The sequence below is a fragment of the Pedobacter panaciterrae genome, assembly GCF_013204795.1.
GTDB classification, from domain to species: Bacteria; Bacteroidota; Bacteroidia; order Sphingobacteriales; family Sphingobacteriaceae; genus Pedobacter; species Pedobacter panaciterrae.
On the sequence record NZ_JABMKW010000017.1, the window covers coordinates 370,915 to 393,540 of the forward strand.

Below are 22,626 nucleotides of genomic sequence, written 5' to 3' on the forward strand. Positions count from 1 at the left end.
AAACTACATTTCGGGTATTTGCCGCAACAGAAACGTATTTTTCCATTTCCGCTATCTGTCGGTAAAGTGTCAGAACACATTAAAATCTTCAATGTGGCCAAGCCGATTTTAGAAAAAGGGGGTTATCTATGCGGTTATTTTATATTCGAAGTCGAAGATTGAGCGTAATACTCCAACTAACCCATCGATCAGATGTGGACAATGGCCAATATCCAGGACAAGGGTTGGTACCCACTCTCACTTACCTCCCCTGCCCTGCTTAAAACCAGCTGCAGAAATAAAAACTTCCCGAATAAAAGGTTTTACGATTAGGAATGTAGTCATTTGGTAAAATCAGCATTCCGATAAGTCTTGCATTTTTCAGCTGATGATCTCATTTAAGTAAATGTTTATTTATGCCAGATCTAAGTTACTTTTGAAAAGCTGCTTTTACTTTGTCAATAAGACCCGTTTTCCTGCGCCGTTGTTTTTCCGTGCCAATTAAAAATCCGTAAGGCTGTAAATCAGGGATATGATCACAAACGATCTTTACCATTCCTAGTAAAGGGATCGCCAGAACCATTCCAGCAATCCCCCATATCATTTCACCCAAAACAATAACCAGTATGGTAAATAGGGGATTAATGTTAACCTGCTCTCCGACAATAAGCGGTTCAAGTACATAAGTCTGGATGAATTGGACTAGCGCGTACGTGACAAGGACGCCAACAATCATTTTAGCATCTCCGCCTCGAGACAGCACTGACAGCAAGGTCAACGAAGTCCCGGTGAGGTTTCCCACAAAAGGGATAATCTCCAAAATACCACATAACACAGCAAAAAACAATGCACCTTCCACCCCAATAAGGCTAAAGCCTATCCCATACATTATCCATAAAGTCCCAATCATGGCTGCAAGTCCGCTTAAATATTGCTGGGCAACCTGACCTGCTTTATGTACTACTTCATCTGTTTTATCCCGTTGGCCTGCAGGCACGAGTTTAAGTGCAAATTTTTTAAGGTGTGAACGATAAAGCAGAAAAAGAAACATATAAACCAATACCAGCACGATATTCGCCAAGACATCCATGACTTTACCGGCAAAGCCGGCTAATAAATTTCCGGCACCATTGCCAGCTCCCTGTTCGGTTTTTTTAATCAGCTCCTGCTGCTGCTTCGGATCCAAACCAATCTTCTCGCTAATCCAATGCTGAAAGGCGGAGAAAAGATCAATGACACGCTGTTTCATTTCATCTACATTTTCCATTAGGCCATTGAGCTGCCAGGAGAGTGAAAATAGGACGAGTGAAATGACCAGTACAAAACTGAGTATACAAATCAGGGACGCGGCTCCCCGTCCCATCCCTTTATGCTCCAGCCAATTACAAAATCTGATAAACAACATGGAAAATACCGATGCAAGTGTGACCGGAATGAGGAATGGTCCAGCAAAATACAATCCTGAAAAGGTCAGAATAAAAAACAAAAGCACATAAATACTGTGTTGAAGTTTTGCCATACTTCTGACAACAAATCTTCAGCAAGAACTGTTTGTTCTGGTGCAGAAAAACCCTATCGTCATATGGGGTTAGCGGCACAAAGTCCGGCAACATTTCGCAAGAGGCCGGTAATACCCCCAATAGTATGATTCAATCTTATTGTCACTCAACGCCGTTGTCTGGTTGACACACGTTTGAGATTCTGACCCACAAAAATGTCGATTGTTATTTAAACAGGTATTTAACGCTGAAACATTTCATCATACAAAGGGTTATATAGCACATAATCATCTGTAATGGAATTGTTAATATAAAATTCATCGCTATGAAAAATCTCATCATTTGCCTAATCTTTATGATGGCAGCAGCAGGCTCGGCCGCCGCTCAGAATCCAAGCCAAAACCAGTCTTCAGGAATCACCCCAGAACAGTTCATCAACCAGGCTGCACTCAGCAGCATGAAAGAAATAGCAGCCGGAAAAATAGCTATGCAAAAAGCCGAGAACGCAAAACTTAAGGACTATGGAGCGATGATGACCCAGGATCATGACAAAGCCAATGTCGAATTAACGGCGATCGCCAAATCTAAAAATGTAAATTTGCCAAGCCAAACTGACACGACTACTGTTTCATCGGGATCTGGCAACGTTGGTAACAGGCCTGCCTTAGATGGTACTCAAACAGGTATAACCAGTGCCAACGGTACTACTATAAATCCAAACACGACCAACAGTACAACGGGTTCAGCAAGAGTTACAACCGGTATCACGGAAACGGACAGCATATCTGCTGCTGCCGCAACAGCCACAGGTATTAATAAGTCCAACGGAACGACCGGTGCAGCGAAGCACACGCAGAAGCAAAAAAAAGGAGGGCACCATGCTGGTGCTACGCCAGCTGATAGCAATGATGGTACATATGCATTGAAAACGATCACCGAAACAGATGTCAGTTCGGCACTTAGGCAGCTGTATACCTTAGATGGCGCGGCGTTCGATACCGCTTATATCCAAATGATGGTCTCCGACCATAGAAATGCAATCGCTTTATTTACACAGGGAGCCGAGTCTTCTGATCCGGATATCAAAGCCTTTGCCAGTAAACAACTGCCCACCTTACGCAACCATTTACAGCAAATTCAAAAAATCTCCGACATGGCAAAAAGTCCGCATTAACTAATATGTCATTAAAACGCTGAGACGGGCATTAAATGTATCATGGCATTTCACCATTAGCTGTAATATTCAATTTGACAGCCGATCATAAGTCCGATGCTACTGGAATTGCTTTTTACGCTTTCGAAAGGCACCAAGAGTTCCCTAGAGCTTATGGTATGGCCTTCTCCCAGCCAGGCAACCTGTTTCCAGGGACTGTCAACATCAGACTGGCCATCACCAGTTCCATTCAGTGGAATACGGAGCCGACCGACATTTAATCTACCATCATGAGTGGGAAAGAACCACTTTTCACGAAATACAAAGGACAGATTCGACCAAAAAAGTGGCAAAAACACAAATCTTATCATTTCAACTTCTTGCCCTCATTAATCACAGCCTGATTAACCTCCCTAATTCTTTCAACATCCATTTTCTCAAAGGCACGGTCATAGGTCAAAACACCATTGACTTCATGCTCCACATCTGTCGTTTGTGTATAGACGGCAACACTCAGGCCTTTATACTTCATGAGCTGCTCAACCTGATCTAACAAGAGAATGTAGCGGTCTGTAAGTGCAGTTTTGGTAGGCTCATAACCATACGCATTATTTTCCACAGGCCACATATGTCCCCTCACAAACAGACCTACGCCTCCAAATTCGCCCAGTGATGCGGCTCGTTTGTCATCAGGCACAGAAGCATCGTTAGGTCCGATGTAAATATGGGTATCTACAAAATCTCCATTCCCAGGATCTCCGGCTGCTTTCTGGTACCCGGGATTGTTGTTGAAGCCAGAGTTGCCATTTACAAGTCTTGACGGATCATATTTTTTTACCCAATCAGTAATTTCTTTTACATCAAATGCACCCCAGTTTTCATTAAATGGAACCCAGGTAATGATAGAGGGGGAGTTGTAATGATCGTCCATTATGGCTTTGAGTTCCTTACGGAAAACTGTTCGTGTTCTGGCTGTATCTTCATGTTGGTACCAAATGGCCGGCATATCCTGCCAAACCAATAAGCCAAGTTTGTCTGCCCAGTAATAAAATCGCTTTGGCTCAGTTTTCATATGCTTCCTAATCAAATTGAATCCTGCCCTCTTGGTAAATTCCACATCATATTTCAGCGCATCTTCTGTTGGTGCAGTCAGAATTCCGTCCGGCCAATATCCCTGATCAAGGAGGCCGACCTGCATAACGAATTTGCCATTCAATAACGGCCTAATGACACCATTCACTTTACCAAGTTTCACATCACGCATTCCGAAATAGCTGGTTACCTCATCGGTAACTTTACCATTTTTACTTCGTAACGTCAACTTCAGATCATATAAAAAGGGCTCATCTGGAGACCACAGTTTTGGATTTTTAATTGGAATGTAAAACGCAGTTCCAGCTTCGGATTTAATCTCGGAAACCATCTTTTTCCCCTCAAGTACCACCGCAGAAACTTGACCAACGTCTGCATTCACCTCTACCTTCAGGCGACTATTGGCTAAATCAGGCAGTAGGCGGATGTTCTTGATGTAATTTTCATTTACCGGCTCAAGCCAAACCGTTTGCCAGATTCCCGATGAAAAAGTATAATCGCCACGAGGACCATTCTTACCTGATGGCGCCCGGCCATCGTTTGGATCATAGGAGGCAACAATAATTATGTTGGCGCCCTTTTTCAAAAAAGGGGTGATGTTTAGGCTGAAAGCATCGTACCCACCGGCATGTGATCCGGCTTTTTGTCCATTGACAAAAACAGTTGCGTCGTGATCGACAGCATCAAAATGGATAATGATTTGTTTATCTTTCCAGGAGTCTGGGATTTCCAGGCTCCTGCGGTACCACATATTTATTTCCTGTTTTCTTTCAATTCCGGACAGTACAGACTCCGGACAGTAAGGAACAAGTATCTGCTCACTTTTGTCACCGAAGTTTATGGGTTTTGATGGATTGAGGGCATTCATAACATCTTTACCCCCAATATAGTCCCATTTTCCATTCAAACACAGCCAATTCTTACGTTCAAGCTGAGGCCTGGGGTAGTCCGGGAATGGAATTTTTGATTCTATAGCCACCTTCGTCCACGCTGTGGGTAATTTAGCAACCTGACCCGCTGATTTCTCAACTGAAACAAAAATCACTAACAAAAGGACGGCAAAAAAGAGAATTTTGATGTTTTTTTTCATCATTAAGAACATTAGTCTTTAATTAGGAGTAAATTCTTTTATAAATATACAAATATGCTTAAAAAATCTTATGGCTCACTGTAGTTTTAATGATCATTAAGAGAAGATTCTGATCATTTCCAATATAGCACCGAAAAAGTAAAGAACCTAAGGACACAAAATAGAGTTACGATATCGCCAATTTTAAACAGGGTCTTGCCTTCAGGGTAATGCTTTCCTTTCATAAATTCGGTCAGCAGCTTATGCACTTTTGGTTTCTGCCCGCACATGCCGTAGTTGCTGCTTATTTCTAATATCTGGCTTACTTTCACGATGTTTCCATGGAGTATTGCCCCAATAAGAAACCGCAGCCAGAGAGACAAAGAACTTCAGGATAAAGAGCGCCAGAATCCCCCCGGCATTTCAGAACGTCAGCTTAAGATCGCGGCTAACATCATTGCAAAAACAGCACAAACAAAACTGCGATAAATGCCATGAAAGGTTGTTTAAATTGGTTTAATTTCTCACCAGTACCGTCTAAAAAATGACATTAAATATGATTCTCATTGTTTTTTGGGGAAATCTCAGATTTATTTACGTCCTCCTCATATTTAGTTAAATCCTTTTTGTTCCGGTTGATCAGGAAAATGACTAACAATACGACCAGTAGCACAACCAAACCTTCAATAAAATAATTAGTTTCCATATGAGCTATCGATTAGTTGGACAACGCTTTATCTGAAAGCGTCCTAACTGAAAAACAATGCAGGTTTGGATTGGTTCAGGAAAACTGAACAAAAAACCCTTCTCATTATGGAGTTTCATTCAACAGATGCAAAAAAATGCAGCATCGATGTTTTATCCAGCCTACCCAAAAGGCCAGCTCAGAAAATAAATCGGTGATAAACGCATTAGAATATTTGGTAATCCTTGAGCTATGGAACAACTGCCACACAACTTAAAAATGGAATTCAGCCTTCCAAATGATGAAAACAGCCTCATATTTATCAAATATTTTGAGGATTATACTCACCAGGAAATCGCATCTTCATTGAATCTCCCCATAAATATCGTAAAAGAGCGGCTGCGAAAAAGCAGGCGGCGACTAAGGATCAACTATAGGCTTTTTACCAGGTGGTTTAATGCCTCTTTAAAGTGCGGCAACATTCACTCACCCGGAGCGCAAATTTCAAGCCCAGAAAGCGGGCTGTGAGCTACACCCTTTTCCTGTATGAGTACTTTGTATTTACTGCCCATCTCTATCAGCAGCGTATGGCCGATATGTGCAGCCTTTTGAGCTGCCAGGACAACATCCTGTTCTCCTGAAAGAATGTTCAGGAGCTGCTCCCGGAATCCCAGGGAAGTTAAGAAGTATCTCTGATCGGTAAAACCTGCCTCCCTCAATCCATTTTTTTCTCCCCAATGGCGCAGTGCAGAGAAATTCACAAAAGAGCTCATGTCCTGCTCACCGATATGTTCATAAAAAGAATCATTTACTGAATGCTTGTAGTAGCATAACAACGTTCCCTTTTCCTTCCCTGGGATGCACATATCTGCAATGCTATAACCATAATCTATGGTGATCACATACCCGCTCTTTAAGGCGGAAGCCACCTCACTGATCCAATCGAGTGCCTGCAGATTGATCTCGGTACCGAACCCTTTGGGAAGATCTATACCCAATTCGCTAAGGTAGGCTTTGAGTGTTTTTCCAGCGGGACGCAGCAACTCACAAAAACCATTTTGATAGTCGACGAATACCTCCATCAATTCCTTTTCCATCACCACCCGGTGTACCGTAAAATTATCTATCAGCTCGTTGGACAGCACACAACCATTTATCGCTGGGATCTCTGAGATCGAATCATACCATTCCACTTTATCGTCAACAGGTTTCTGGCCAGCTTGCGCATCCGCGGACTTTTTTCTATGATGCAATAACGCAGCTCAGCAAACATCCTGGTATTGGTTTGAAGGCAAGTCATGATGTCCCTGCATAAATGACCTGTACCTGCACCATATTCCAAAATAGTAAATGGAAGACAGCCCATTTGCACCCACATCTGTTCAAGCTGCTTTGCCAGAAGTGCGCCAAAAACCGGTGAAAGTGTCGCACTCGTATAAAAATCTCCTTCTGTACCTATTGAATTGCATCTTGTGGTATAATAACCATTCCATGGGTCATACAGGCAGCACTCCATAAATTCGTTGAATGGGATGGGTCCAGTTTCACGGATCCGCTGAGCGATGAGATCTGACAACTCCATATCACAATTGACTAACCCAGTCCCATGCCGTCTGGGGCGGAAACCGTTTCCCCTGAACCCAACCTGGATACAAATTTATGAAAGGTGCTCATTTCCCCATTTGCCTTTTTTTCTTGATATAAAAAGTCAAGTCTTTCCTGGTCAAAATCATTAAAAAAATCTTCCCAGCTGATTTCTTCCAGATCATCACTTTTACTGAATTCCGGAAAATGAATTCTTAGTATACCTTCATCACCGTTTACTGTTGTGCCAATCACCCGGGCAGGGACACCATTTCGCGCTTCCGCCCATTCTCTAATGGTTTGATGATTATGCGTCTGATTTGAAGTGCTCATATTTTTTTGATTTAACTTTGGTTTTAGTGTTCTTCATGGTTCTATGGTCAGTTTAAGAACACGCTAAATGCATATTGAATTTTTAAGCTTCAATATGCACGGCATTTTTTGAACAATCCCTATTTATAAAGGTTTGTCAAATTTTTAAAAATTGAATTTATGACAAACCATTTAAACACCTGACTGTTAACCTCTAAAAACAGCAATCTGGTTTCCTAATTCTTAAAGTCTTAGTCATGGAAAATAAAAGAAAAAGAATAACAGGCAGTGAGATCGATAAGGTCATTGCAAAGGCAGGTAGTCCGAATCCCCAGAAATCTAAGACCGGGGAGCTGTTACCCGAGAAGGAACAGGCAAATGCAGATCTGCATAATCAGGCAGAACAAGCAACCAAATATATTAACAAACCGCACATGCTGTTTAAGTAGCTATTTGATTTGAAACTTAAAATTGAAGCCAATGGGATACCATGAATGGAAATCATGCATTGAGGCTTGTTTGGAATGTGCCTCAACCTGCAACTACTGCGCCAGCTCCTGCACCCGGGAACCGGATGTGGAAATGATGGCGGAATGCATCAGACTGGATATGGAATGCGCAGCGGTATGTTACGCTGCTGCACAACTGATGAGTCTGGGTATTGACAGCGCAAAACAACTTTGTAAACTCTGTGCGGAGATTTGTAATGACTGTGGAACAGAATGTGGTAAACACCATAGCGAACATTGTCAAAAATGTGCTGAAGCCTGTTTACATTGTGCGCAGGAATGCCTTAAAATAGCCTCCTAGCATACGTCACTATTACTTAAAGCTCACAATTTTCAGTTCTGAGACCACGCAGCCATTATGAAAGAGCACTGGATTTTAACTGGGTTACTTTCTCTGATGGGGATCGGGGGGATTACACCTCACCACGCAACCACCGGACATGGAACCGCGTGGCTTGGGTCTGACACCACCGGGAACAAATCCTATTCGGGATTAATCTTTGAACAAACACATATCATTCCATCCTCCTGGGGAATAAAATCGGTATTGTTCAATTCAACAGGCACAAAACTGTATGCGCTTAACCTGGAAAACATGTACATCAGTGAATTTAGCCAGGCAAGTAAAAAGCAAATCAGGGTATTCAATTTCAGCCCCACAAAAGCCAGGGGATTGGACTATCGTTCCCACCAAAAGATCCCTTCTTTTGCCGAAAAACCGGTAGAGGCCTGCTTTAGTCATCACGATAAGATCTTGTGGGTTTCCCTACACAATAGCGAAGGCATTATCCCACTGCCCTTAGATTCGGCATGGAGGGGCCAATCGGCGGCCAGTTCAGTTCGGAATAAGGTGGTTTACCTCTCCCATCAGGGTACTCAGGTCAAAGACACCCTGCTGGTTCCCTTGATCCAAACCGGAAAAACACCGAAAGTAATTGCAAAAACAGCGGACAACAGGTATTTATTGGTCAGCAACTGGACCTCCAAAACCGTCAGCATCTTAAAGATAAACGATACACTTGCTCCTTATGGAAAAAAAATAGCTACCATATCCACTTCAGCGATCCCCAGGGGAATTGCCGTTGACGATAAAAACAGCAGCACCTATGTGGGTATAATGGGCGGAAATTCCATCATCCGGATCAATAATAAAACCTGGAAGGTTGAAAAGCGATTTACAGTACCTCAAAACCCACGGCACCTGGTCACGGATAACTTGGGGCGTTTATTTATTTCTTTCAATGCTGTTTCTGAAATTGCCTGTATGGCGACCAGCACAGGCAGGGTCTTATTTACCGCCAAAACGCATGCGCAGCCCAGAACGATTGCTTTATCAGAAAACCAGAAATTCCTTTTTGTGACTTGCTACCTGGGGAATAAAATTGATGTTTTTAAGATCAACCCGGGGAGTTTCAGGAGAATCTTTTCCATCGATTGTCCGGGAAAACCTGTTGGAATCGCCCTTTATGAGAATAAAGATACTATCGAAGCCTGGGTTGGTAATTACCTGGTGGGCCATTTGAATGTATTTACCTTTAAAAAGATCAAATGAATGTCATTGCCTTCAATGTACACAGGGGTAGAGAAAACACCTACTGTAGGTGCCCAATCCCTCTTTGTCATTAAATATCTTATGACAAACCATTTGGCAAATAGCTTGTTACTCTTTAGCTATAAGCTCCTAAATACTAAAAGACCCTAAGGGACCAGTGTTTACTGGCTTATAGGCAAATGGAAAAAATTTAATATTAAGACTATGGCAAAGTATTCAGAAAAAGCCTCAGAGAAAGTGGAAAAAACCATGCATGAAATGAAAGAAGGGAAACTCAAATCCGGTAGCGGAAAAAAGGTTACCTCTAAAAAACAGGCAGTTGCAATTGGTCTGTCAGAAGCCCGTAAAGCAGGTGCGAAAGTACCGAAGAAAAAGTCCTGACCGGGGTATTCAGTCCATCATCTGACAGCAGCGGCAACAGCACTTCAGCACTAAGCGGATCGCCATAAACCTATTGCATGATGGGACCATTATTTATACTGCAGCGCTCCTTTTCCTCTTTTTTACAGGCTTACCTCCGGTCAAAAAGAAATTCGACAAAATCGTTCCACATACAGCGACGGCACCATGAAAAACAAAGACAAATTCATACGAGACAGTGACATAGATAAAGCGCTTGCAAAAGCAGCGAGTTCCAATCCAAAAAAGCTGAAAACCGACGAACCTCTTTCAGAAAAAGACGAAGTCAAACAGGCCGAAGAAGAACTGCGGCAAAGGTTAAATAAAAATAAGAAAGAACGTTAAGCATTCCCGCCTTTTTAAAGAGGAAGGTTTAGCTGACAGGCCAATCATCCCATAAAGACAGATATTATGAAAAATCGAAACACCCCCAAACCTGGCTCAGCGGCGTATAATACGGAAAAGCCGCAACACTTAAATGTTCCGGAATACCACAGCAGTAGCGATAGAAGAATGAGTTATGAATTGCCTGCAACTGAAAACCTGAATGATCAGGCAGACCTACATGAAACCAAAGTTTCAAGTCCGGCCTCACCAAAACCTAACCTGGGCAATCCCCGAAATAAAGACGAAGACGATCGTGAAAAACTCATCACCCCATAGGGAGTACCATCAATCGCCCTACCAGTCACCTATGGCACATGCAAAACATACCGGGCAAGGTAATCCCATCATCAGGCACAAATTTACGGCCGATCCGACCGTACTGGTCCACAATGATACGCTGTACCTGTACACTGGCCACGACACTCCTCCTGCAGGAGTAGAAGATTATGTCATGAACGATTGGCTGTGCTTTTCATCTGGAGACCTGGTGAATTGGAAGGAACACCCATCTCCATTAAAAGCAGCAGATTTTAGCTGGGCTAAGGGCGATGCCTATGCCTCAAAAGTCATTGAGAGGGACAATAAATTCTATTGGTATGCCGCGGTTTCCCATCGCAGCATTCCGGGTATGGCCATTGGAGTAGCTGTTGCGGATCAACCCACAGGACCGTTCAGCGACGCCAAAGGATTTGCATTAATATCGCATGATATGATCCCCCCAACTGCTAATCAAAAAGCAAACCTGGATCCTACAGCGATCATTGATGAAAATGGGCAAGCCTATCTTATCTGGGGGAACCAAACCTGCTATATGGCCAAATTAAAAAACAACATGATTGCAATTGACGGCCCGATTAACATCATTTCCCTTCCTGCATTCAGCGAAGGTGCCCATATCCATAAAAATGGCGACTGGTATTATCTTTCTTACGGCTATGGCATGCCCGAGAAAATAGGATATGCCATGAGCCGTAACGCCAACGGCCCATGGACTTTTACAGGCATCTTAAATCAAGTACCCAAGAATTGTGAAACCAACCGCCCGGCAATCATTGATTTTAAAGGAACTTCATATCTCTTCTATCACAATGGGGCTTTAAAAGGAGGCGGAAGTCACCGTCGCTCCATCTGTATAGATTATCTTAGATATAACCAGAATGGCACCATAATTCCGGTCATCATGACGACACAGGGTGTGGAAAAGGCAACGTCCTAAGTCAGAACAGCTTATTCTTCCTTTGGTAAGCTATCGGCCACCATCTTACCGTCCCTGATGCTTTTGGAAAGGAATTTTGCCCCTTCCAGGTTTCTTCTCCACACCAGTAGAAATTTCGCAGCTAGGGAAACCACTGTAGTATCAGGAGACATAGTCCCTTTCTCGAGCATAACAATCATTTGATTATGATGATCTATTGTGGCAGCAAGATATTTTTTGTCAAATTCGGCTCCTTTTGATTTTTCTAGCTTAGCCTGAATTTGGTTAGGCTCAACGCTGGTGGAATCAGCCAAAATCATTTTCTTCGCTTCAGCAAGTGGCTTAAGATCCGAATTTGCAAGAATACAAGCATCCATAACTTTTATGGCATAATCCCTTATTCTTGAATTTTTGGTTTTTTCTTTCGCCAGTTTTGACAAATTTATTTCCTTACCGCTACCTACCGACATTTGCTGAATAAACTGCTCCGTATTAAGTGAGTCTGACAGCGAGCTAAAGACCCCGTAAGCAAACTTTGGTTCAACCATAGTGCTTTTGGCCGCACCGCACATGGCAATGGCACAAATCACAATGGAGGCCACCGCATAGTCTTTGAAATTTTCCATAACATACAGATTAAAACATAAAACCTATTCAATGTAAACAAGCGTTACACTAGATATGATATGGCGCTGTTTTAATAACAATTGTCAGAAAATGTAGTTTTAAAGAATTTACCAAACCCTAGCCTTTTTTATTTGTTTTCTTTAAAGCTGGCACAAACCGTTCCAGGGATGCCCCCGGCCCAGCTGTCTCTGGAGCATCAACAGGTGTCAATTTGCTCGGGGATGTTCAAATTGTTTAACTATCACTGCAACGTTCTCTCTTAACGTTCTCTCTTAACGTTTTCAACGCTTTCCTTTAGTTAATTTGAAAAAGTGAAAACCCTATGAAAAACAACGAGAAATTACAAGAAAAAGCCAACCTAATCCGTAAATGGTGCCTACGCACGACCACAGCAGCCGGCTCCGGACACCCTACCTCCTGCCTATCGGCAGCCGATCTCACGGCCGTACTTTTTGATAAATATTTCAGCTATGATCTCAAGAATCCGCTGAATTTATATAATGACCGTTTTGTCCTTTCCAAGGGACATGCCGCACCCCTGCTATACACCTTATTCGGCATGGCCGGTGCCTATCCCTTGGCAGAAACACTCAGGTTACGAAAATTCGACAGCCGGTTTGAAGGACACCCCACTCCAAGATTTGTATATTCAGAAGCAGCTACGGGCTCATTAGGTCAAGGTCTTTCGGTTGCAGCAGGACTTGCACTACTGGCAAAAAGAGCGCAACTGGATTACAAAACCTATGTTCTTCTAGGTGACGGAGAACTCGCAGAAGGACAAGTCTGGGAAGCCGCCAACTTTGCCTCCTATCATCAGCTGGACAACCTGATTGTCCTGGCAGATATCAACCGACTGGCCCAAAGCGGAGAAACCATGTTTGGCTGGGATCTTGAAAAATATGCAGAACGGTTCCGTGCATTCGGATTTGAAGTCATTCAAATCGACGGTCACAACCTTGATGAAGTGGATCAGGCATTCAGCCAAGGCATTGACCATCATAACGGGAAACCCCTGGCCATCATTGCCCAGACCATTAAAGGCAAAGGCGTCTCCTTTGTGGAAGACAGAGAAGGCTGGCATGGAAAAGCCCTGGATAAAGAACAGTTACAAAAAGCACTGGAAGAATTAGGAGAGACCGATGAGCAGCTTCGCTTTATTCTCAAGCAACCCGACACCACCTGGCTACCGGGGCAGGCTACCTTTCCAATCGCCATCAACCCCTCTTTGAACAAGGACCAGGAGTATGCGACCAGGGAAGTCTTTGGTGAGGTGATCACTGAACTGGGAAAAGAAAATAACGACATCTATGTACTGGATGCTGATGTGAAGAACTCCACTTTTACCGCAGATTTTTTAACCCTATTTCCATCGCGATTTGTCGAATGCTATATTGCCGAACAAAATATGGTATCCGTGGCCGCAGGCCTATCCAGGTTAGGTAAAATACCCGTAGTAGCGACTTTTGGTGCATTCCTGACCAGGGCGGCCGACCAGATCCGCATGGCCAGGGTATCCGAGGCAAATATCAAATTTGTGGGCTCACATGTCGGTGTTTCCATTGGTGAAGATGGACCTTCTCAAATGGGACTGGAAGACATCGCCTTATTCGGAACCCTACCCCATACCGTGATCTTCCAGCCGGCAGATGCAGTCGCAACCTGGAAACTAACCGACCTGATGATCAAACATCAAGGTATGGTCTACTTAAGAACACTACGTCCTAAAACACCCCTGATCTATGAAAATCAGGAAGAGTTTAAGATCGGGGGATCAAAACTATTGCGACAGTCAGATCAGGACCAGCTGACCATTGTCGCCACCGGCATTACGGTATTTGAGGCACTCAAAGCAGCAGACCAACTAAAAGAAGAAGGAATAGCTGTCCGGGTATTGGATTGTTATAGCATTAGTCCTATTGACCAAGACGCGCTCATCAACTGCATCAGTGCAACCAGGCATCCTATCTTAATCACAGTGGAAGATCATTTTACCCATGGAGGAATGGGGGATTTTGCCATGTCTGCAGTGACTGCATCGGAAAGAACTGTACAGGTAAAAAAAATGGCGGTAACCCAGGTTTCTCATTCGGGGAAGATGGAGGAATTACTTGAAGAGGCGTGTATCAGCGCGTCCGCCATCATCAGTCAGGTGCATGCCCTGATTCCATCGCAGGTACTTCATCAATCAACAGATGGCAGTAAAAACCATCACCAACATAAAAATTAAGCCATGGAGACAAATAAAATAAAACAATTGCAGGAATTCGGTCAGCGCATTTGGCTGGATTTCCTTGACCGCAACCTCATTCGTTCCGGTCAGCTAAAAAAATTGATAGAAGAAGATGGCGTACGAGGCATGACCTCTAACCCGGCCATTTTTGAAAAAGCCATCAGCAGCAGCAATGATTATGACCAACAAATCGGACAACTTGCTGCCATCCATCAGGACAATGAAGCCATCTTTTATCAACTTGCCATTACCGATATTCAAAATGCAGCAGACCTGTTTAATCCAATTTTTGCCCGGGATGAAGATGGTTACGTCAGCCTGGAAGTCTCTCCCCACCTGGCACATGACACCAACGGAACAATCAAACAGGCTGTGGAATTATGGAGAAAGGTTGATCGGAAAAATGTAATGATTAAAATTCCGGCCACAACGGCGGGGTTATCTGCCATCAGAAGAACGATCAGTGAAGGACTGAACATCAACATTACACTGCTCTTTGGCCTCGACCGGTATGAAGAGGTTACTGAAGCCTATCTCTCCGGACTGGAGGACCGGGTAGCTGTGGGATTACCAATAGATCATATTGCTTCTGTCGCGAGCTTTTTTTTGAGCCGGATTGATGTACTTATTGACCCCATACTGGAAGAAAAAGGCGAGCCTCAGATGAAAGGAGAAGTCGCGATTGCCTGTGCCAAACAGGCCTATCAGATTTATAAACGTGTGTTCAGCAGCGACCGCTTCATGAAACTTCAGGCAATGGGTGCCATGCCACAGCGTGTCTTATGGGCGAGCACAGGAACCAAAGATCCTTCTTTCCCTGACACCAAATATGTAGAAGCACTGATAGGACCGGAAACCATCAATACGATTCCAATGGAAACTCTTAAGGCCTACCGCGACCATGGACATCCGGCCAGTCGTCTGGAACATGATCTGGATAAAGCAGACCAAACCCTGCAGCAATTAAAACTGATAGGGATTAATCTTCAAAACATTGCCAGTCAGTTAGAAGATGAAGGCATAGAAAAATTCAATAAACCCTACGATCAGCTATTGAAAGCCATTGAAGATAAAAAGGGACCTGTTATTGCTTAACCGGCAGCTATATTGTGCAACGATAGGCCAAAAGTTGCACAATACAATTTTAAACAGCAGTTGTCTATAAATTGCAGGGCTTCCTCCAGCAAAGATACTATAAAACGCACTTACCCCGGCTGATCCAGCTCAGGCACCCCCATTTGGTGATCCATACTTAATGGCCCCGGGCCGAAATACGTGATCAGCAGCGCTCCTCCCAGTAAAGACAGGTTTTTCATAAACATGCCCAGCTGCATTTGTTTCACCTGCAGGTCAGACGCTGCCCAGAAATTATGCATCATCAATGTCACCGGCACCAAAAAAACAACAATGATCCAGGCGCCCAGTTTGGCTTTGTATCCCAACAAAATACTGATCCCGCCTATAAGGGCTAAAATACCTGAAAACGGAACCAGTAAAGAAGGTAACGGCACCCCCTGGGCCATAGCAAACTGAATACTTTGATTCGAAAAATGGCCTGGACCGGAAATTAAAAAAATCAGGGAGAATAAAATTCTTCCCAGCAACACAATTGCTTTCATAGCGATTTCTTTTAGTTAGCAACCAGAGTTTATATGTCTTCTTTAAAAAGCAGTAAAGGCAAATGAGTGTGGTAGGCCAGCTTTTTGGTCATGCTGCGATGAAAAATACTTTCAAAGAAACCATATTGTTTAGGAACCGTAATCACCAGTTCGGCACTTTGCTCAGCAGCAAACTCCATAATCCCTTTGGCCATATCTTCATGATCCCTGTAGTGGTATTCCGGATGCTGGCCATCCCAAAGTTGGTGAAGCTGTTTCATTTCCTTAATGGCATCTGGATTAAAATGGTGACGATCATGGCCTACATTTAAAATGACCAACCGTGCGCCCAAGGTATTGATAAACCGCTTAATGGCCAGTACCGGGGTAGATTCCGACACACGCTTCAAATCACAGGCAAAAACAACCGTTTTTATGGGTTGAAAGGAAGCAACGGGTGGTACAATGAGTAAGGGCACCGGGCTATCCTTCGCCAGACTGATCGTATTACTACCGATTAATGCCCTTTCAAGGCCACTTTTTCCGGAAATACCCATCACTACAAGACCGATATATTCCTGTCCGGAGAGGCTGATCACCGCATTCAGCAAATTCCTTTCATCACAGCGAACATCCATTTCAGCATTTGCAGGAAGTCCTTCCTGAAGTTTATTCTTCAGTTCAGTGATGTTCTTTAAACTCAGCTCCGGAGATTCAGTAAAACCTCCTGTATAAGGGGCAAATGCAGTAGCCGGCACGGCAACGGACTCGTAAGAGTGATAGAGCGTTATTTTTTCAGCCTCCAGCTGATGGGCCAGCCCAGTGGCATACCTGGCGGCATTTGCAGCTTCCTCGGAAAAGTCAGTCAGCACCAGTATTCTATTTACTGCATATATTTTATCCAGGTGGGCTTCTATGGCGCGTTCGAGTGCCTGGAATTCCCGCTCAGAAAAATTACGCTGACCAGGGTGGACCACCCTCCATTCCCCGTCTACCGACCGGTTTAACAGCACCGGATCAGACTCATTCGTTACCATTTCAACTTTGAATTTCTGGTGATGTTCATATTCGGTCACCATAGCACTCAGGTCCAGGTTTCTCGCCCGGAATTGTACAGAAAATGTTTCCATGATTTTCTCCTTTCTTTACGGAATGCGTTGCAGGAGGTTAACCAGATATCTTAAAAACAATCCACAATCGAGTTAGTTCAAAAAAAATAAACAAAGATGGAAACCCAATTGTTTTATGGTCTCAGTAGAGGTATTAATGCTAAACTATAGGCTCATGGAAAAGAAAAGAAAAGGATTCAAAGCAATGATCACACAGAATCCGCACTGGTTTCCGGTTCAGCGGAACAAAAGATAAAGATGGTTTCCGATCAGCAACAAAGAGACAAGGAGCTCAATTACCTGAACAAACCGCATATGCTATTTAAATAACTCAAATAGCATCCAACCCTAACATATCTGAAGGTAGCGCTTTTTACATGGATTAATCAACTTTTTAATCTGTATGTTATGGAAAATTTTAAAAATTATGCGATGGCAACAATAGCCACCTGCAGCATCGCAGTAAGCGGGCTCAGCCAGACCCCGACACAAAACAATACCCCGGTGGTCCCATTCCGGTGGCAGGCAGACACATTGAGCACCGAGCAGTTCATCAGGCAACTCTCCACTGCCAGCGCCAAGGAGATCAACCTTTCAAAACTTGCCAAAAAGAAATCCAAAAATTCAAAAGTAAGGGAATATGCCGTAAAGGCAATGGATGCCAGCATCCTGGTCTACACAGACCTCAAACCATTTGCGCAAGCCAGGAACATTACACTTGCCGATTCCACAACATTTGTTCCTGACCAGCTCATGTCCGCTTTAAAAAAAGCCGGCAATGGCGATTTTGACAGGCAATACCTATCCATTACCATTGAAGACCACAACCAGGCCATTTCCCTGTTGGAAAAAGGCGCCATGTTTGGCGATACGGCTATTGTAAGTTTCTCTAATAAACAACTCACCGTATTGAGAAGAAACCTGGAAGAAGCAAAATTCCTTTCCAAGCAAGTCAGCGGCAAAAAAATGACAGCCGACAAACTACGGAATGAAGAGATGAATTAGATCAACAAATTCTTTATCTGTTAACGCTTAGGTTAAAACAAAAACAACAATTATTTGGAGGACTAAAAATGACCTTAGTAAAATTTAATGAAAGAAACGGCAGGGATCTGGTGAGCCCTGGTTTCAATGACATCTTCGAATCTATCTTTAACGATTCTTTTATCTCCGACCGGATGATCTCCAGGGTGCCGGCTGTCAACATTTGCGAATCTGACGGCCATTACCATATCGAACTCGGTGCGCCGGGTCTGAAAAAAGAAGATTTTAAGATCGACCTCGATCGAAACATGCTGAACATCTCGGTAGAGAAAAAATCTGAGGAGACAGAAAGCAACAAGAAGTACAACCGCCGGGAATACAGTTATACTTCTTTTGTACGTTCCTTTGCTTTACCTGATTCTGCGGATGACGGAAATATTGAGGCGGAATATACAGATGGTGTATTGAAGATCAATGTAGCTAAAAAGGAAGAATCCAAAATGACCAGTAGGCACATCGACATTAAATAAATTCCCATCCTAAACTAAAGGGGAACTTATGGAGGTTCCCCTTTTTCAAAACAAACGAATAACAGTCCTAATCCCAATCAAATGGAAGCGCTTAGCATTAAAAATAAGGGGCAGGCACGGATTTTTAAGCACCCCTTTTTAGAAGCAATCAGTAAAACCCGTCCCTGGGTAATTTATACCTTATACATTCCAATGGTTATATGCTTAGTATATTATGCACATTACGCCTATCAGTACGCGATAGGATTGATGGCCTTAGTTTTTCTAGCCGGGATGTTTAACTGGACGCTATTTGAATACCTGACACACCGTTTTCTATTTCATTTTAAAGCCAGAACTCCTATAGCCAAGCGCCTGGTCTATATTTTTCATGAAAACCACCATGAGTTCCCAAGAGATATAAACAGGTTATTTATGCCACCTGTACCGAGCTTAATTCTTTCTGCTACTGTATTTCTTTCTTTTTATGGAATTTCGTCATTGATTTTAGGTACCCCCGGTTACGGAATCGCATTTTTCGCAGGTTTTATTTTCGGCTACCTGCTCTATGTTTCGCTGCATTTTGCCATACATGCCTATCCGCCACCTAAATACCTAAAGGTACTGTGGAGAAACCACTACCTGCACCATTACAAATATCCCGATCACTTCTACGGGGTCAGTTCACCCCTGTGGGACACCTTATTTGGCACAAAATCTTTAAAGAAAAAAAATAAAACTAAGCCACAGCCCTTATAAACGCATTTATTGCCTGTCGGCTGGTTTTTGCTGCTCGGGAATATGCCTTCTGAGGATAGTATACAGCAAGTCCAGGTCAAAAGGTTTCCGGATATAACCATCAAACCCATTAGCCCCATACAAGCGGTCAATATTATAATTACAGCTCATGGCAATTATCGGAAGGTGCGGGTAACGCTGCTTGATCTGAAAACAGGTTTGTTTGCAGGCCTCACCATCCAGCTTATAATCCAGCATGACCACGTGGGGCCTGTGCTGATCTACCAGAGAAAGGAAATCCCCTTTGATATCTGAAACCGGCAGCACCTGAAAGCCTTCCATTATTAAAGCCTGGGTAAGCACATCCAAAATAGCCGCATCGGTATCCTGTACAATAATGGTTTCCATAAGCCTATTCTTTCTTGTTTAACAAAACAAGATTTTCATAAACAACAAAAAACATATGAAATTGGTTTTGCCAGGGTTTGAACAATTAAAGAACCTTTTTTAATTCCAGCTGTTTTTCCAGTAACTCTTAAAGACAAAAATATGGATACTAAGGAGAGCATAAACCTGGAACGCCAAACAGAAGGTAAAATTAACAGCCTGGCAGGCAATTATCACCAGCGGCAAGCCGATGGCTCAGAACAGACCATTTTAATAGATCCTGCCATTACCGCAGAAACTGATGAACTGGATCCCATCTTCCACCAGCAAGATTCTCCTGTTGATCCCGAGCAGGAAGATGACGACTTTGATAAACAGGAATGAAGATGATTTGAATTAAAGAAATAACACATAGAACAATTTAGAATAGAAGTAGCCCATAATAGCTGAGGACGATTTTATAACATCACATCACTGGGAAACTCCCGTTACCAGATTTATGTAGAAGAAGATGCCATTGGAACCATCCAGCTCGATGAAAAAGATCATGCCCGCTGCGAAAGCCAGGGTTGCGAGCTGGATATGCCAATGCTAAATTTCATCCGCAAAGCCATCCATGCTCATAAGCAGGCAAAGGATAATTAGACCATGATCTCCATTCCATCGGTTAAATATCCCGGTTTCAACCGGTCCAGCCTGTCCAACATTTCCTGGTCAAAGTGCGTCAGCAATATGCGTTTACAAGAGAACTCAGGCAGTTTTTTCTCCAGTTCCAGGTAATTCATATGCCCTGTAACCTTGGTGCTAAAAAAATTACACTCACAAATAAAAAGATCTGCCCCATCACTTAAAGGCATCAGTGTATCTGTCCAGGAAGTATCACCAGAATAAGCAATGACCTTACCTTCAATTTCAATCCGGACTCCATGAGGTAAAGCCTTTTCAGCATGGATGACTTCAAATGCCTCTACACTAAAATGTTCCACCAATGATACTTTGCCAGCACAGTATTCCAGGAATTCTACATTAAGTTTCTCCAGCACGGACGTACCAGGATAAAGCAAGTCCAGCAAAGTAGAAATCCGCTGCTCCCCGCCTGGTGGGGAGATGATTTGTATCTTTTTTGCCCGACCATAAATGGCAGCATCCAATAGCAAAAAAGGAATGCCACCGTAATGATCCCCATGAAAATGGCTGATCACAATAGCATCGATATCATTGGTATTGATCCCGTGGTGCTTTAAACCCGGCAGACTACTCGCTCCGCAATCGATCAAAAAATTACCCGCAGAACCCTGTATATGAAAACAGGTATTCAGCCTTCCCCCACTACCAAAGGCATCACCGCAGCCGACCACTTTCAACTTCAGCTCAGTCATCTCCAAAAACTTAAAAGCCCACCTTCAGATTTTCCATTCAGCGGATCATTTTCAGGCAAAGAAACCCCATCCACTTTATCTCTGACACCCTCCGGACGATCCTCATCCAAACGGATCAGGTCAGGCTCTACCCCATCCGGATAGGCCCCAACCACGGCAAAATCATTACTATGGCTGATAGACTTGTGCCCGGTTCCTGCAGGAAGTACCACAACATCTCCCAGGCCAACCTTAATCTGCTGCCCATGTTCGCCTCCCAGCTGTAGCAGGGCGCTACCGGCATACACACCTAGAACTTCATGCGTATTGCTGTGGTAATGATGGTAATCATACACCCGCCAGCGAAATGCATTTGTCCATTTGTTTTCCGCAAAATGACCTTCCAGCCAGTCCGCCCCCGTATCAGGATCCAGGCTAAATACCCCCCGGAAGATCACTACAGGAAGTTTGCTATTGGGAATAACCCCATCATCCGTAAAATGATAAATTTCTGGTGATTGTTTCATGATAAAATCCGTAATCGCCCAAGTATAACAATCCAAGGCAGCAGAGTGTTTATTCAAAGGGATTATTTCCCCAATAACTTAGACATAACTGGCAGCAGAATTAACAAAAACTTTAAAACCCAGATTTGCTTCCAAACTTTAGACTCAAAAATTGTATAGAAAGATGGAAACAGTAAAAACAAGTCAAGCAAATAATTCTGTCTCAAATCACCAAGTATTCCGGGCACTGATCATCAGCAACTGCAGAAATTAAACCGACGATCCCCTGCTGGCCAGTGCAGTTAATTTATTGAAATGCTGATTCTCAATCAGCCATCCAATTCAAGTAGCCAAAGCATCATGCTTATAAAAAAACAATGCCCCTCAATTATCAAATTCTTCTGCCCAATGTAAAGAATCACAATAGCTAAAACATTCTGTATTGGTCATTGTACTAATATACAGAGAACTAAAGTTTAACATTAAAACAGTAATCATGGGACAATTAAGCAATCGAACCATTGCCGTTTTATCAGAAAGCGGTTTTGAAGAAACAGAATTGACCAGCCCGGTGCAAAGGCTAAAAGAGGAAGGTGCCACCGTTCATATCATTTCATCTAAAGCAGGAAAGATACAAGCCATGAAAGGTGATCATCAGTGGACAATTGAAGTTGACGTGGATAAGACCATTAGTGAAGCTAATGCCGAGGATTACCAGGGCTTAGTCATCCCTGGCGGAGTTTTGAATCCGGATGCATTAAGAAAGAATGAGGACGCCATTACCTTTGTGAAAGCATTTTTTGAGGCAGGAAAACCAGTAGCAGCGATCTGTCACGGACCACAGGTTTTGATCACAGCTGAAGTAGTAGAAGGTAGGGAACTGACCTCGACAAAAACCATAAAAATTGACCTGCTCAACGCCGGAGCAGAATGGTATGACCAGGAAGTTGTGGTTGACCAGGGCTTGGTTACCAGCCGTAGCCCGGATGACCTGCCTGCCTTCAATGACAAGATGGTCGAAGAATTTACAGAGGGTGTCCATGAAGGGCAACACAGCTAAAAAGTAGATCCAAAAGCGGCTGCTCCTAATGGGCAGTCGCATTTTTTATCAAGTCATTTTTTCAGCGGTCCAAGATGCCTGTATGTGTCGATAAACCATCCCGCG

28 protein-coding genes and 1 pseudogene are annotated in these 22,626 nt (G+C 43.4%); 17 read left to right on the plus strand and 12 right to left on the minus strand.

Annotated elements, in window-relative coordinates; all coding sequences use genetic code 11:
• Positions 1-409: 409 nt before the first annotated feature.
• Positions 410-1,498, minus strand: coding sequence for an AI-2E family transporter (locus tag HQN86_RS12840; RefSeq protein WP_172661352.1), 1,089 nt, complete (start codon positions 1,496-1,498; stop codon positions 410-412).
• A gap of 305 nt (positions 1,499-1,803) precedes the next feature.
• Between HQN86_RS12840 and HQN86_RS12845 the strand changes: the two genes are divergently transcribed.
• Positions 1,804-2,652, plus strand: coding sequence for a DUF4142 domain-containing protein (locus tag HQN86_RS12845; RefSeq protein WP_172661353.1), 849 nt, complete (start codon positions 1,804-1,806; stop codon positions 2,650-2,652).
• A gap of 56 nt (positions 2,653-2,708) precedes the next feature.
• On the opposite strand, the gene HQN86_RS12850 is transcribed toward HQN86_RS12845, so the two are convergent.
• Both HQN86_RS12850 and HQN86_RS12855 read right to left on the minus strand, forming a co-directional pair.
• Positions 2,709-3,002 (minus strand): hypothetical protein, encoded by a 294-nt coding sequence (locus HQN86_RS12850; protein ID WP_172661354.1) that lies wholly within the window; start codon positions 3,000-3,002, stop codon positions 2,709-2,711.
• Positions 2,999-4,816: a glycoside hydrolase family 2 protein gene (locus HQN86_RS12855; RefSeq protein ID WP_246269595.1), complete on the minus strand. Its 1,818-nt coding sequence runs from the start codon at positions 4,814-4,816 to the stop codon at positions 2,999-3,001. Before HQN86_RS12855 ends, HQN86_RS12850 begins: the two co-directional genes overlap by 4 nt.
• A 309-nt stretch (positions 4,817-5,125) precedes the next feature.
• Here HQN86_RS12855 and HQN86_RS12860 point away from each other — a divergent pair, with 309 nt between their 5' ends.
• The gene (locus HQN86_RS12860; protein WP_172661355.1) at positions 5,126-5,281 is read left to right on the plus strand and encodes a hypothetical protein; all 156 of its coding nucleotides are present in this window, start codon (positions 5,126-5,128) and stop codon (positions 5,279-5,281) included.
• A gap of 61 nt (positions 5,282-5,342) precedes the next feature.
• Here the strand turns inward: HQN86_RS12860 and HQN86_RS12865 are convergent, their stop codons facing one another.
• Complete coding sequence (locus HQN86_RS12865; protein WP_172661356.1) at positions 5,343-5,498, minus strand: hypothetical protein; 156 nt, start codon at positions 5,496-5,498, stop codon at positions 5,343-5,345.
• A gap of 258 nt (positions 5,499-5,756) precedes the next feature.
• Here HQN86_RS12865 and HQN86_RS27160 point away from each other — a divergent pair, with 258 nt between their 5' ends.
• Positions 5,757-6,005 (plus strand): sigma factor-like helix-turn-helix DNA-binding protein, encoded by a 249-nt coding sequence (locus tag HQN86_RS27160; RefSeq protein WP_394367894.1) that lies wholly within the window; start codon positions 5,757-5,759, stop codon positions 6,003-6,005.
• Here HQN86_RS27160 and HQN86_RS27165 read toward each other — a convergent pair.
• Both HQN86_RS27165 and HQN86_RS12880 read right to left on the minus strand, forming a co-directional pair.
• Positions 5,960-7,059 (minus strand): annotated as a pseudogene (locus HQN86_RS27165) (class I SAM-dependent methyltransferase). The gene HQN86_RS27160 and the pseudogene HQN86_RS27165 overlap by 46 nt on opposite strands.
• Positions 7,060-7,070: 11 nt before the next feature.
• Positions 7,071-7,394: a hypothetical protein gene (locus HQN86_RS12880; protein ID WP_172661358.1), complete on the minus strand. Its 324-nt coding sequence runs from the start codon at positions 7,392-7,394 to the stop codon at positions 7,071-7,073.
• 236 nt (positions 7,395-7,630) lie between these two features.
• On the opposite strand from HQN86_RS12880, the gene HQN86_RS12885 reads away from it, so the two are divergent.
• The 7 genes from HQN86_RS12885 (at position 7,631) to HQN86_RS12915 (ending at position 11,436) form a co-directional block, all read left to right on the plus strand.
• On the plus strand, positions 7,631-7,822 hold the full coding sequence (locus HQN86_RS12885) for a hypothetical protein (RefSeq protein ID WP_172661359.1): 192 nt from the start codon (positions 7,631-7,633) through the stop codon (positions 7,820-7,822).
• 31 nt (positions 7,823-7,853) lie between these two features.
• Positions 7,854-8,183, plus strand: coding sequence for a four-helix bundle copper-binding protein (locus HQN86_RS12890; RefSeq protein WP_172661360.1), 330 nt, complete (start codon positions 7,854-7,856; stop codon positions 8,181-8,183).
• A gap of 57 nt (positions 8,184-8,240) precedes the next feature.
• Complete coding sequence (locus tag HQN86_RS12895) at positions 8,241-9,434, plus strand: YncE family protein (RefSeq protein ID WP_172661361.1); 1,194 nt, start codon at positions 8,241-8,243, stop codon at positions 9,432-9,434.
• A gap of 204 nt (positions 9,435-9,638) precedes the next feature.
• The gene (locus HQN86_RS12900) at positions 9,639-9,815 is read left to right on the plus strand and encodes a DUF6496 domain-containing protein (protein WP_172661362.1); all 177 of its coding nucleotides are present in this window, start codon (positions 9,639-9,641) and stop codon (positions 9,813-9,815) included.
• Positions 9,816-10,001: 186 nt separating this feature from the next.
• Positions 10,002-10,178: a hypothetical protein gene (locus tag HQN86_RS12905; RefSeq protein WP_172661363.1), complete on the plus strand. Its 177-nt coding sequence runs from the start codon at positions 10,002-10,004 to the stop codon at positions 10,176-10,178.
• 66 nt (positions 10,179-10,244) lie between these two features.
• Positions 10,245-10,496, plus strand: coding sequence for a hypothetical protein (locus tag HQN86_RS12910; RefSeq protein ID WP_172661364.1), 252 nt, complete (start codon positions 10,245-10,247; stop codon positions 10,494-10,496).
• Between the two features lie 31 nt (positions 10,497-10,527).
• Positions 10,528-11,436, plus strand: coding sequence for a glycoside hydrolase family 43 protein (locus HQN86_RS12915; RefSeq protein ID WP_172661365.1), 909 nt, complete (start codon positions 10,528-10,530; stop codon positions 11,434-11,436).
• 11 nt (positions 11,437-11,447) lie between these two features.
• Here the strand turns inward: HQN86_RS12915 and HQN86_RS12920 are convergent, their stop codons facing one another.
• A complete protein-coding gene (locus HQN86_RS12920) occupies positions 11,448-12,041 on the minus strand; it encodes a DUF4142 domain-containing protein (protein WP_172661366.1) in 594 nt (197 codons plus the stop codon).
• A gap of 323 nt (positions 12,042-12,364) precedes the next feature.
• Between HQN86_RS12920 and HQN86_RS12925 the strand changes: the two genes are divergently transcribed.
• Both HQN86_RS12925 and tal read left to right on the plus strand, forming a co-directional pair.
• Positions 12,365-14,269 carry a transketolase gene (locus HQN86_RS12925; protein WP_172661367.1) on the plus strand — a complete coding sequence of 635 codons (1,905 nt, stop codon included), beginning with the start codon at positions 12,365-12,367 and terminating at the stop codon, positions 14,267-14,269.
• Positions 14,270-14,272: 3 nt separating this feature from the next.
• Positions 14,273-15,367: a transaldolase gene (gene tal, locus HQN86_RS12930; protein ID WP_172661368.1), complete on the plus strand. Its 1,095-nt coding sequence runs from the start codon at positions 14,273-14,275 to the stop codon at positions 15,365-15,367.
• Positions 15,368-15,477: 110 nt separating this feature from the next.
• Here tal and HQN86_RS12935 read toward each other — a convergent pair whose 3' ends face one another.
• Positions 15,478-15,891, minus strand: a complete 414-nt coding sequence (locus HQN86_RS12935) for a DoxX family protein (protein WP_172661369.1) — start codon at positions 15,889-15,891, stop codon at positions 15,478-15,480.
• Positions 15,892-15,920: 29 nt separating this feature from the next.
• A complete protein-coding gene (locus tag HQN86_RS12940; protein ID WP_172661370.1) occupies positions 15,921-17,000 on the minus strand; it encodes a universal stress protein in 1,080 nt (359 codons plus the stop codon).
• Positions 17,001-17,387: 387 nt separating this feature from the next.
• On the opposite strand from HQN86_RS12940, the gene HQN86_RS12945 reads away from it, so the two are divergent.
• From HQN86_RS12945 to HQN86_RS12955, 3 genes are all read left to right on the plus strand, one after another.
• Positions 17,388-17,984 (plus strand): DUF4142 domain-containing protein, encoded by a 597-nt coding sequence (locus HQN86_RS12945; protein WP_172661371.1) that lies wholly within the window; start codon positions 17,388-17,390, stop codon positions 17,982-17,984.
• Between the two features lie 68 nt (positions 17,985-18,052).
• Positions 18,053-18,493, plus strand: a complete 441-nt coding sequence (locus tag HQN86_RS12950; protein ID WP_172661372.1) for an Hsp20/alpha crystallin family protein — start codon at positions 18,053-18,055, stop codon at positions 18,491-18,493.
• A gap of 81 nt (positions 18,494-18,574) precedes the next feature.
• Positions 18,575-19,231 carry a sterol desaturase family protein gene (locus tag HQN86_RS12955; RefSeq protein WP_172661373.1) on the plus strand — a complete coding sequence of 219 codons (657 nt, stop codon included), beginning with the start codon at positions 18,575-18,577 and terminating at the stop codon, positions 19,229-19,231.
• Positions 19,232-19,237: 6 nt separating this feature from the next.
• Here HQN86_RS12955 and HQN86_RS12960 read toward each other — a convergent pair whose 3' ends face one another.
• On the minus strand, positions 19,238-19,618 hold the full coding sequence (locus tag HQN86_RS12960; protein WP_172661374.1) for a response regulator: 381 nt from the start codon (positions 19,616-19,618) through the stop codon (positions 19,238-19,240).
• A 141-nt stretch (positions 19,619-19,759) separates the two neighbouring features.
• On the opposite strand from HQN86_RS12960, the gene HQN86_RS12965 reads away from it, so the two are divergent.
• Positions 19,760-19,981 (plus strand): hypothetical protein, encoded by a 222-nt coding sequence (locus HQN86_RS12965; protein WP_172661375.1) that lies wholly within the window; start codon positions 19,760-19,762, stop codon positions 19,979-19,981.
• A 257-nt stretch (positions 19,982-20,238) separates the two neighbouring features.
• Here the strand turns inward: HQN86_RS12965 and HQN86_RS12970 are convergent, their stop codons facing one another.
• Both HQN86_RS12970 and HQN86_RS12975 read right to left on the minus strand, forming a co-directional pair.
• Positions 20,239-20,976: an MBL fold metallo-hydrolase gene (locus tag HQN86_RS12970; protein WP_216854398.1), complete on the minus strand. Its 738-nt coding sequence runs from the start codon at positions 20,974-20,976 to the stop codon at positions 20,239-20,241.
• A complete protein-coding gene (locus HQN86_RS12975; RefSeq protein WP_172661376.1) occupies positions 20,973-21,482 on the minus strand; it encodes a hypothetical protein in 510 nt (169 codons plus the stop codon). Before HQN86_RS12975 ends, HQN86_RS12970 begins: the two co-directional genes overlap by 4 nt.
• A 475-nt stretch (positions 21,483-21,957) precedes the next feature.
• On the opposite strand from HQN86_RS12975, the gene HQN86_RS12980 reads away from it, so the two are divergent.
• Positions 21,958-22,521, plus strand: a complete 564-nt coding sequence (locus HQN86_RS12980; RefSeq protein ID WP_172661377.1) for a type 1 glutamine amidotransferase domain-containing protein — start codon at positions 21,958-21,960, stop codon at positions 22,519-22,521.
• The last annotated feature ends 105 nt before the right edge of the window (positions 22,522-22,626 follow it).

Coding starts and splice junctions, on each gene's coding strand:
- HQN86_RS12840 (WP_172661352.1), bottom strand. CDS start 1,498: ATGGCAAAACTTCAACACAGTATTTATGTGCTTTTGTTTTTTATTCTG.
- HQN86_RS12845 (WP_172661353.1), top strand. CDS start 1,804: ATGAAAAATCTCATCATTTGCCTAATCTTTATGATGGCAGCAGCAGGC.
- HQN86_RS12850 (WP_172661354.1), bottom strand. CDS start 3,002: ATGATAAGATTTGTGTTTTTGCCACTTTTTTGGTCGAATCTGTCCTTT.
- HQN86_RS12855 (WP_246269595.1), bottom strand. CDS start 4,816: ATGATGAAAAAAAACATCAAAATTCTCTTTTTTGCCGTCCTTTTGTTA.
- HQN86_RS12860 (WP_172661355.1), top strand. CDS start 5,126: ATGTTTCCATGGAGTATTGCCCCAATAAGAAACCGCAGCCAGAGAGAC.
- HQN86_RS12865 (WP_172661356.1), bottom strand. CDS start 5,498: ATGGAAACTAATTATTTTATTGAAGGTTTGGTTGTGCTACTGGTCGTA.
- HQN86_RS27160 (WP_394367894.1), top strand. CDS start 5,757: ATGGAATTCAGCCTTCCAAATGATGAAAACAGCCTCATATTTATCAAA.
- HQN86_RS12880 (WP_172661358.1), bottom strand. CDS start 7,394: ATGAGCACTTCAAATCAGACGCATAATCATCAAACCATTAGAGAATGG.
- HQN86_RS12885 (WP_172661359.1), top strand. CDS start 7,631: ATGGAAAATAAAAGAAAAAGAATAACAGGCAGTGAGATCGATAAGGTC.
- HQN86_RS12890 (WP_172661360.1), top strand. CDS start 7,854: ATGGGATACCATGAATGGAAATCATGCATTGAGGCTTGTTTGGAATGT.
- HQN86_RS12895 (WP_172661361.1), top strand. CDS start 8,241: ATGAAAGAGCACTGGATTTTAACTGGGTTACTTTCTCTGATGGGGATC.
- HQN86_RS12900 (WP_172661362.1), top strand. CDS start 9,639: ATGGCAAAGTATTCAGAAAAAGCCTCAGAGAAAGTGGAAAAAACCATG.
- HQN86_RS12905 (WP_172661363.1), top strand. CDS start 10,002: ATGAAAAACAAAGACAAATTCATACGAGACAGTGACATAGATAAAGCG.
- HQN86_RS12910 (WP_172661364.1), top strand. CDS start 10,245: ATGAAAAATCGAAACACCCCCAAACCTGGCTCAGCGGCGTATAATACG.
- HQN86_RS12915 (WP_172661365.1), top strand. CDS start 10,528: ATGGCACATGCAAAACATACCGGGCAAGGTAATCCCATCATCAGGCAC.
- HQN86_RS12920 (WP_172661366.1), bottom strand. CDS start 12,041: ATGGAAAATTTCAAAGACTATGCGGTGGCCTCCATTGTGATTTGTGCC.
- HQN86_RS12925 (WP_172661367.1), top strand. CDS start 12,365: ATGAAAAACAACGAGAAATTACAAGAAAAAGCCAACCTAATCCGTAAA.
- tal (WP_172661368.1), top strand. CDS start 14,273: ATGGAGACAAATAAAATAAAACAATTGCAGGAATTCGGTCAGCGCATT.
- HQN86_RS12935 (WP_172661369.1), bottom strand. CDS start 15,891: ATGAAAGCAATTGTGTTGCTGGGAAGAATTTTATTCTCCCTGATTTTT.
- HQN86_RS12940 (WP_172661370.1), bottom strand. CDS start 17,000: ATGGAAACATTTTCTGTACAATTCCGGGCGAGAAACCTGGACCTGAGT.
- HQN86_RS12945 (WP_172661371.1), top strand. CDS start 17,388: ATGGAAAATTTTAAAAATTATGCGATGGCAACAATAGCCACCTGCAGC.
- HQN86_RS12950 (WP_172661372.1), top strand. CDS start 18,053: ATGACCTTAGTAAAATTTAATGAAAGAAACGGCAGGGATCTGGTGAGC.
- HQN86_RS12955 (WP_172661373.1), top strand. CDS start 18,575: ATGGAAGCGCTTAGCATTAAAAATAAGGGGCAGGCACGGATTTTTAAG.
- HQN86_RS12960 (WP_172661374.1), bottom strand. CDS start 19,618: ATGGAAACCATTATTGTACAGGATACCGATGCGGCTATTTTGGATGTG.
- HQN86_RS12965 (WP_172661375.1), top strand. CDS start 19,760: ATGGATACTAAGGAGAGCATAAACCTGGAACGCCAAACAGAAGGTAAA.
- HQN86_RS12970 (WP_216854398.1), bottom strand. CDS start 20,976: ATGACTGAGCTGAAGTTGAAAGTGGTCGGCTGCGGTGATGCCTTTGGT.
- HQN86_RS12975 (WP_172661376.1), bottom strand. CDS start 21,482: ATGAAACAATCACCAGAAATTTATCATTTTACGGATGATGGGGTTATT.
- HQN86_RS12980 (WP_172661377.1), top strand. CDS start 21,958: ATGGGACAATTAAGCAATCGAACCATTGCCGTTTTATCAGAAAGCGGT.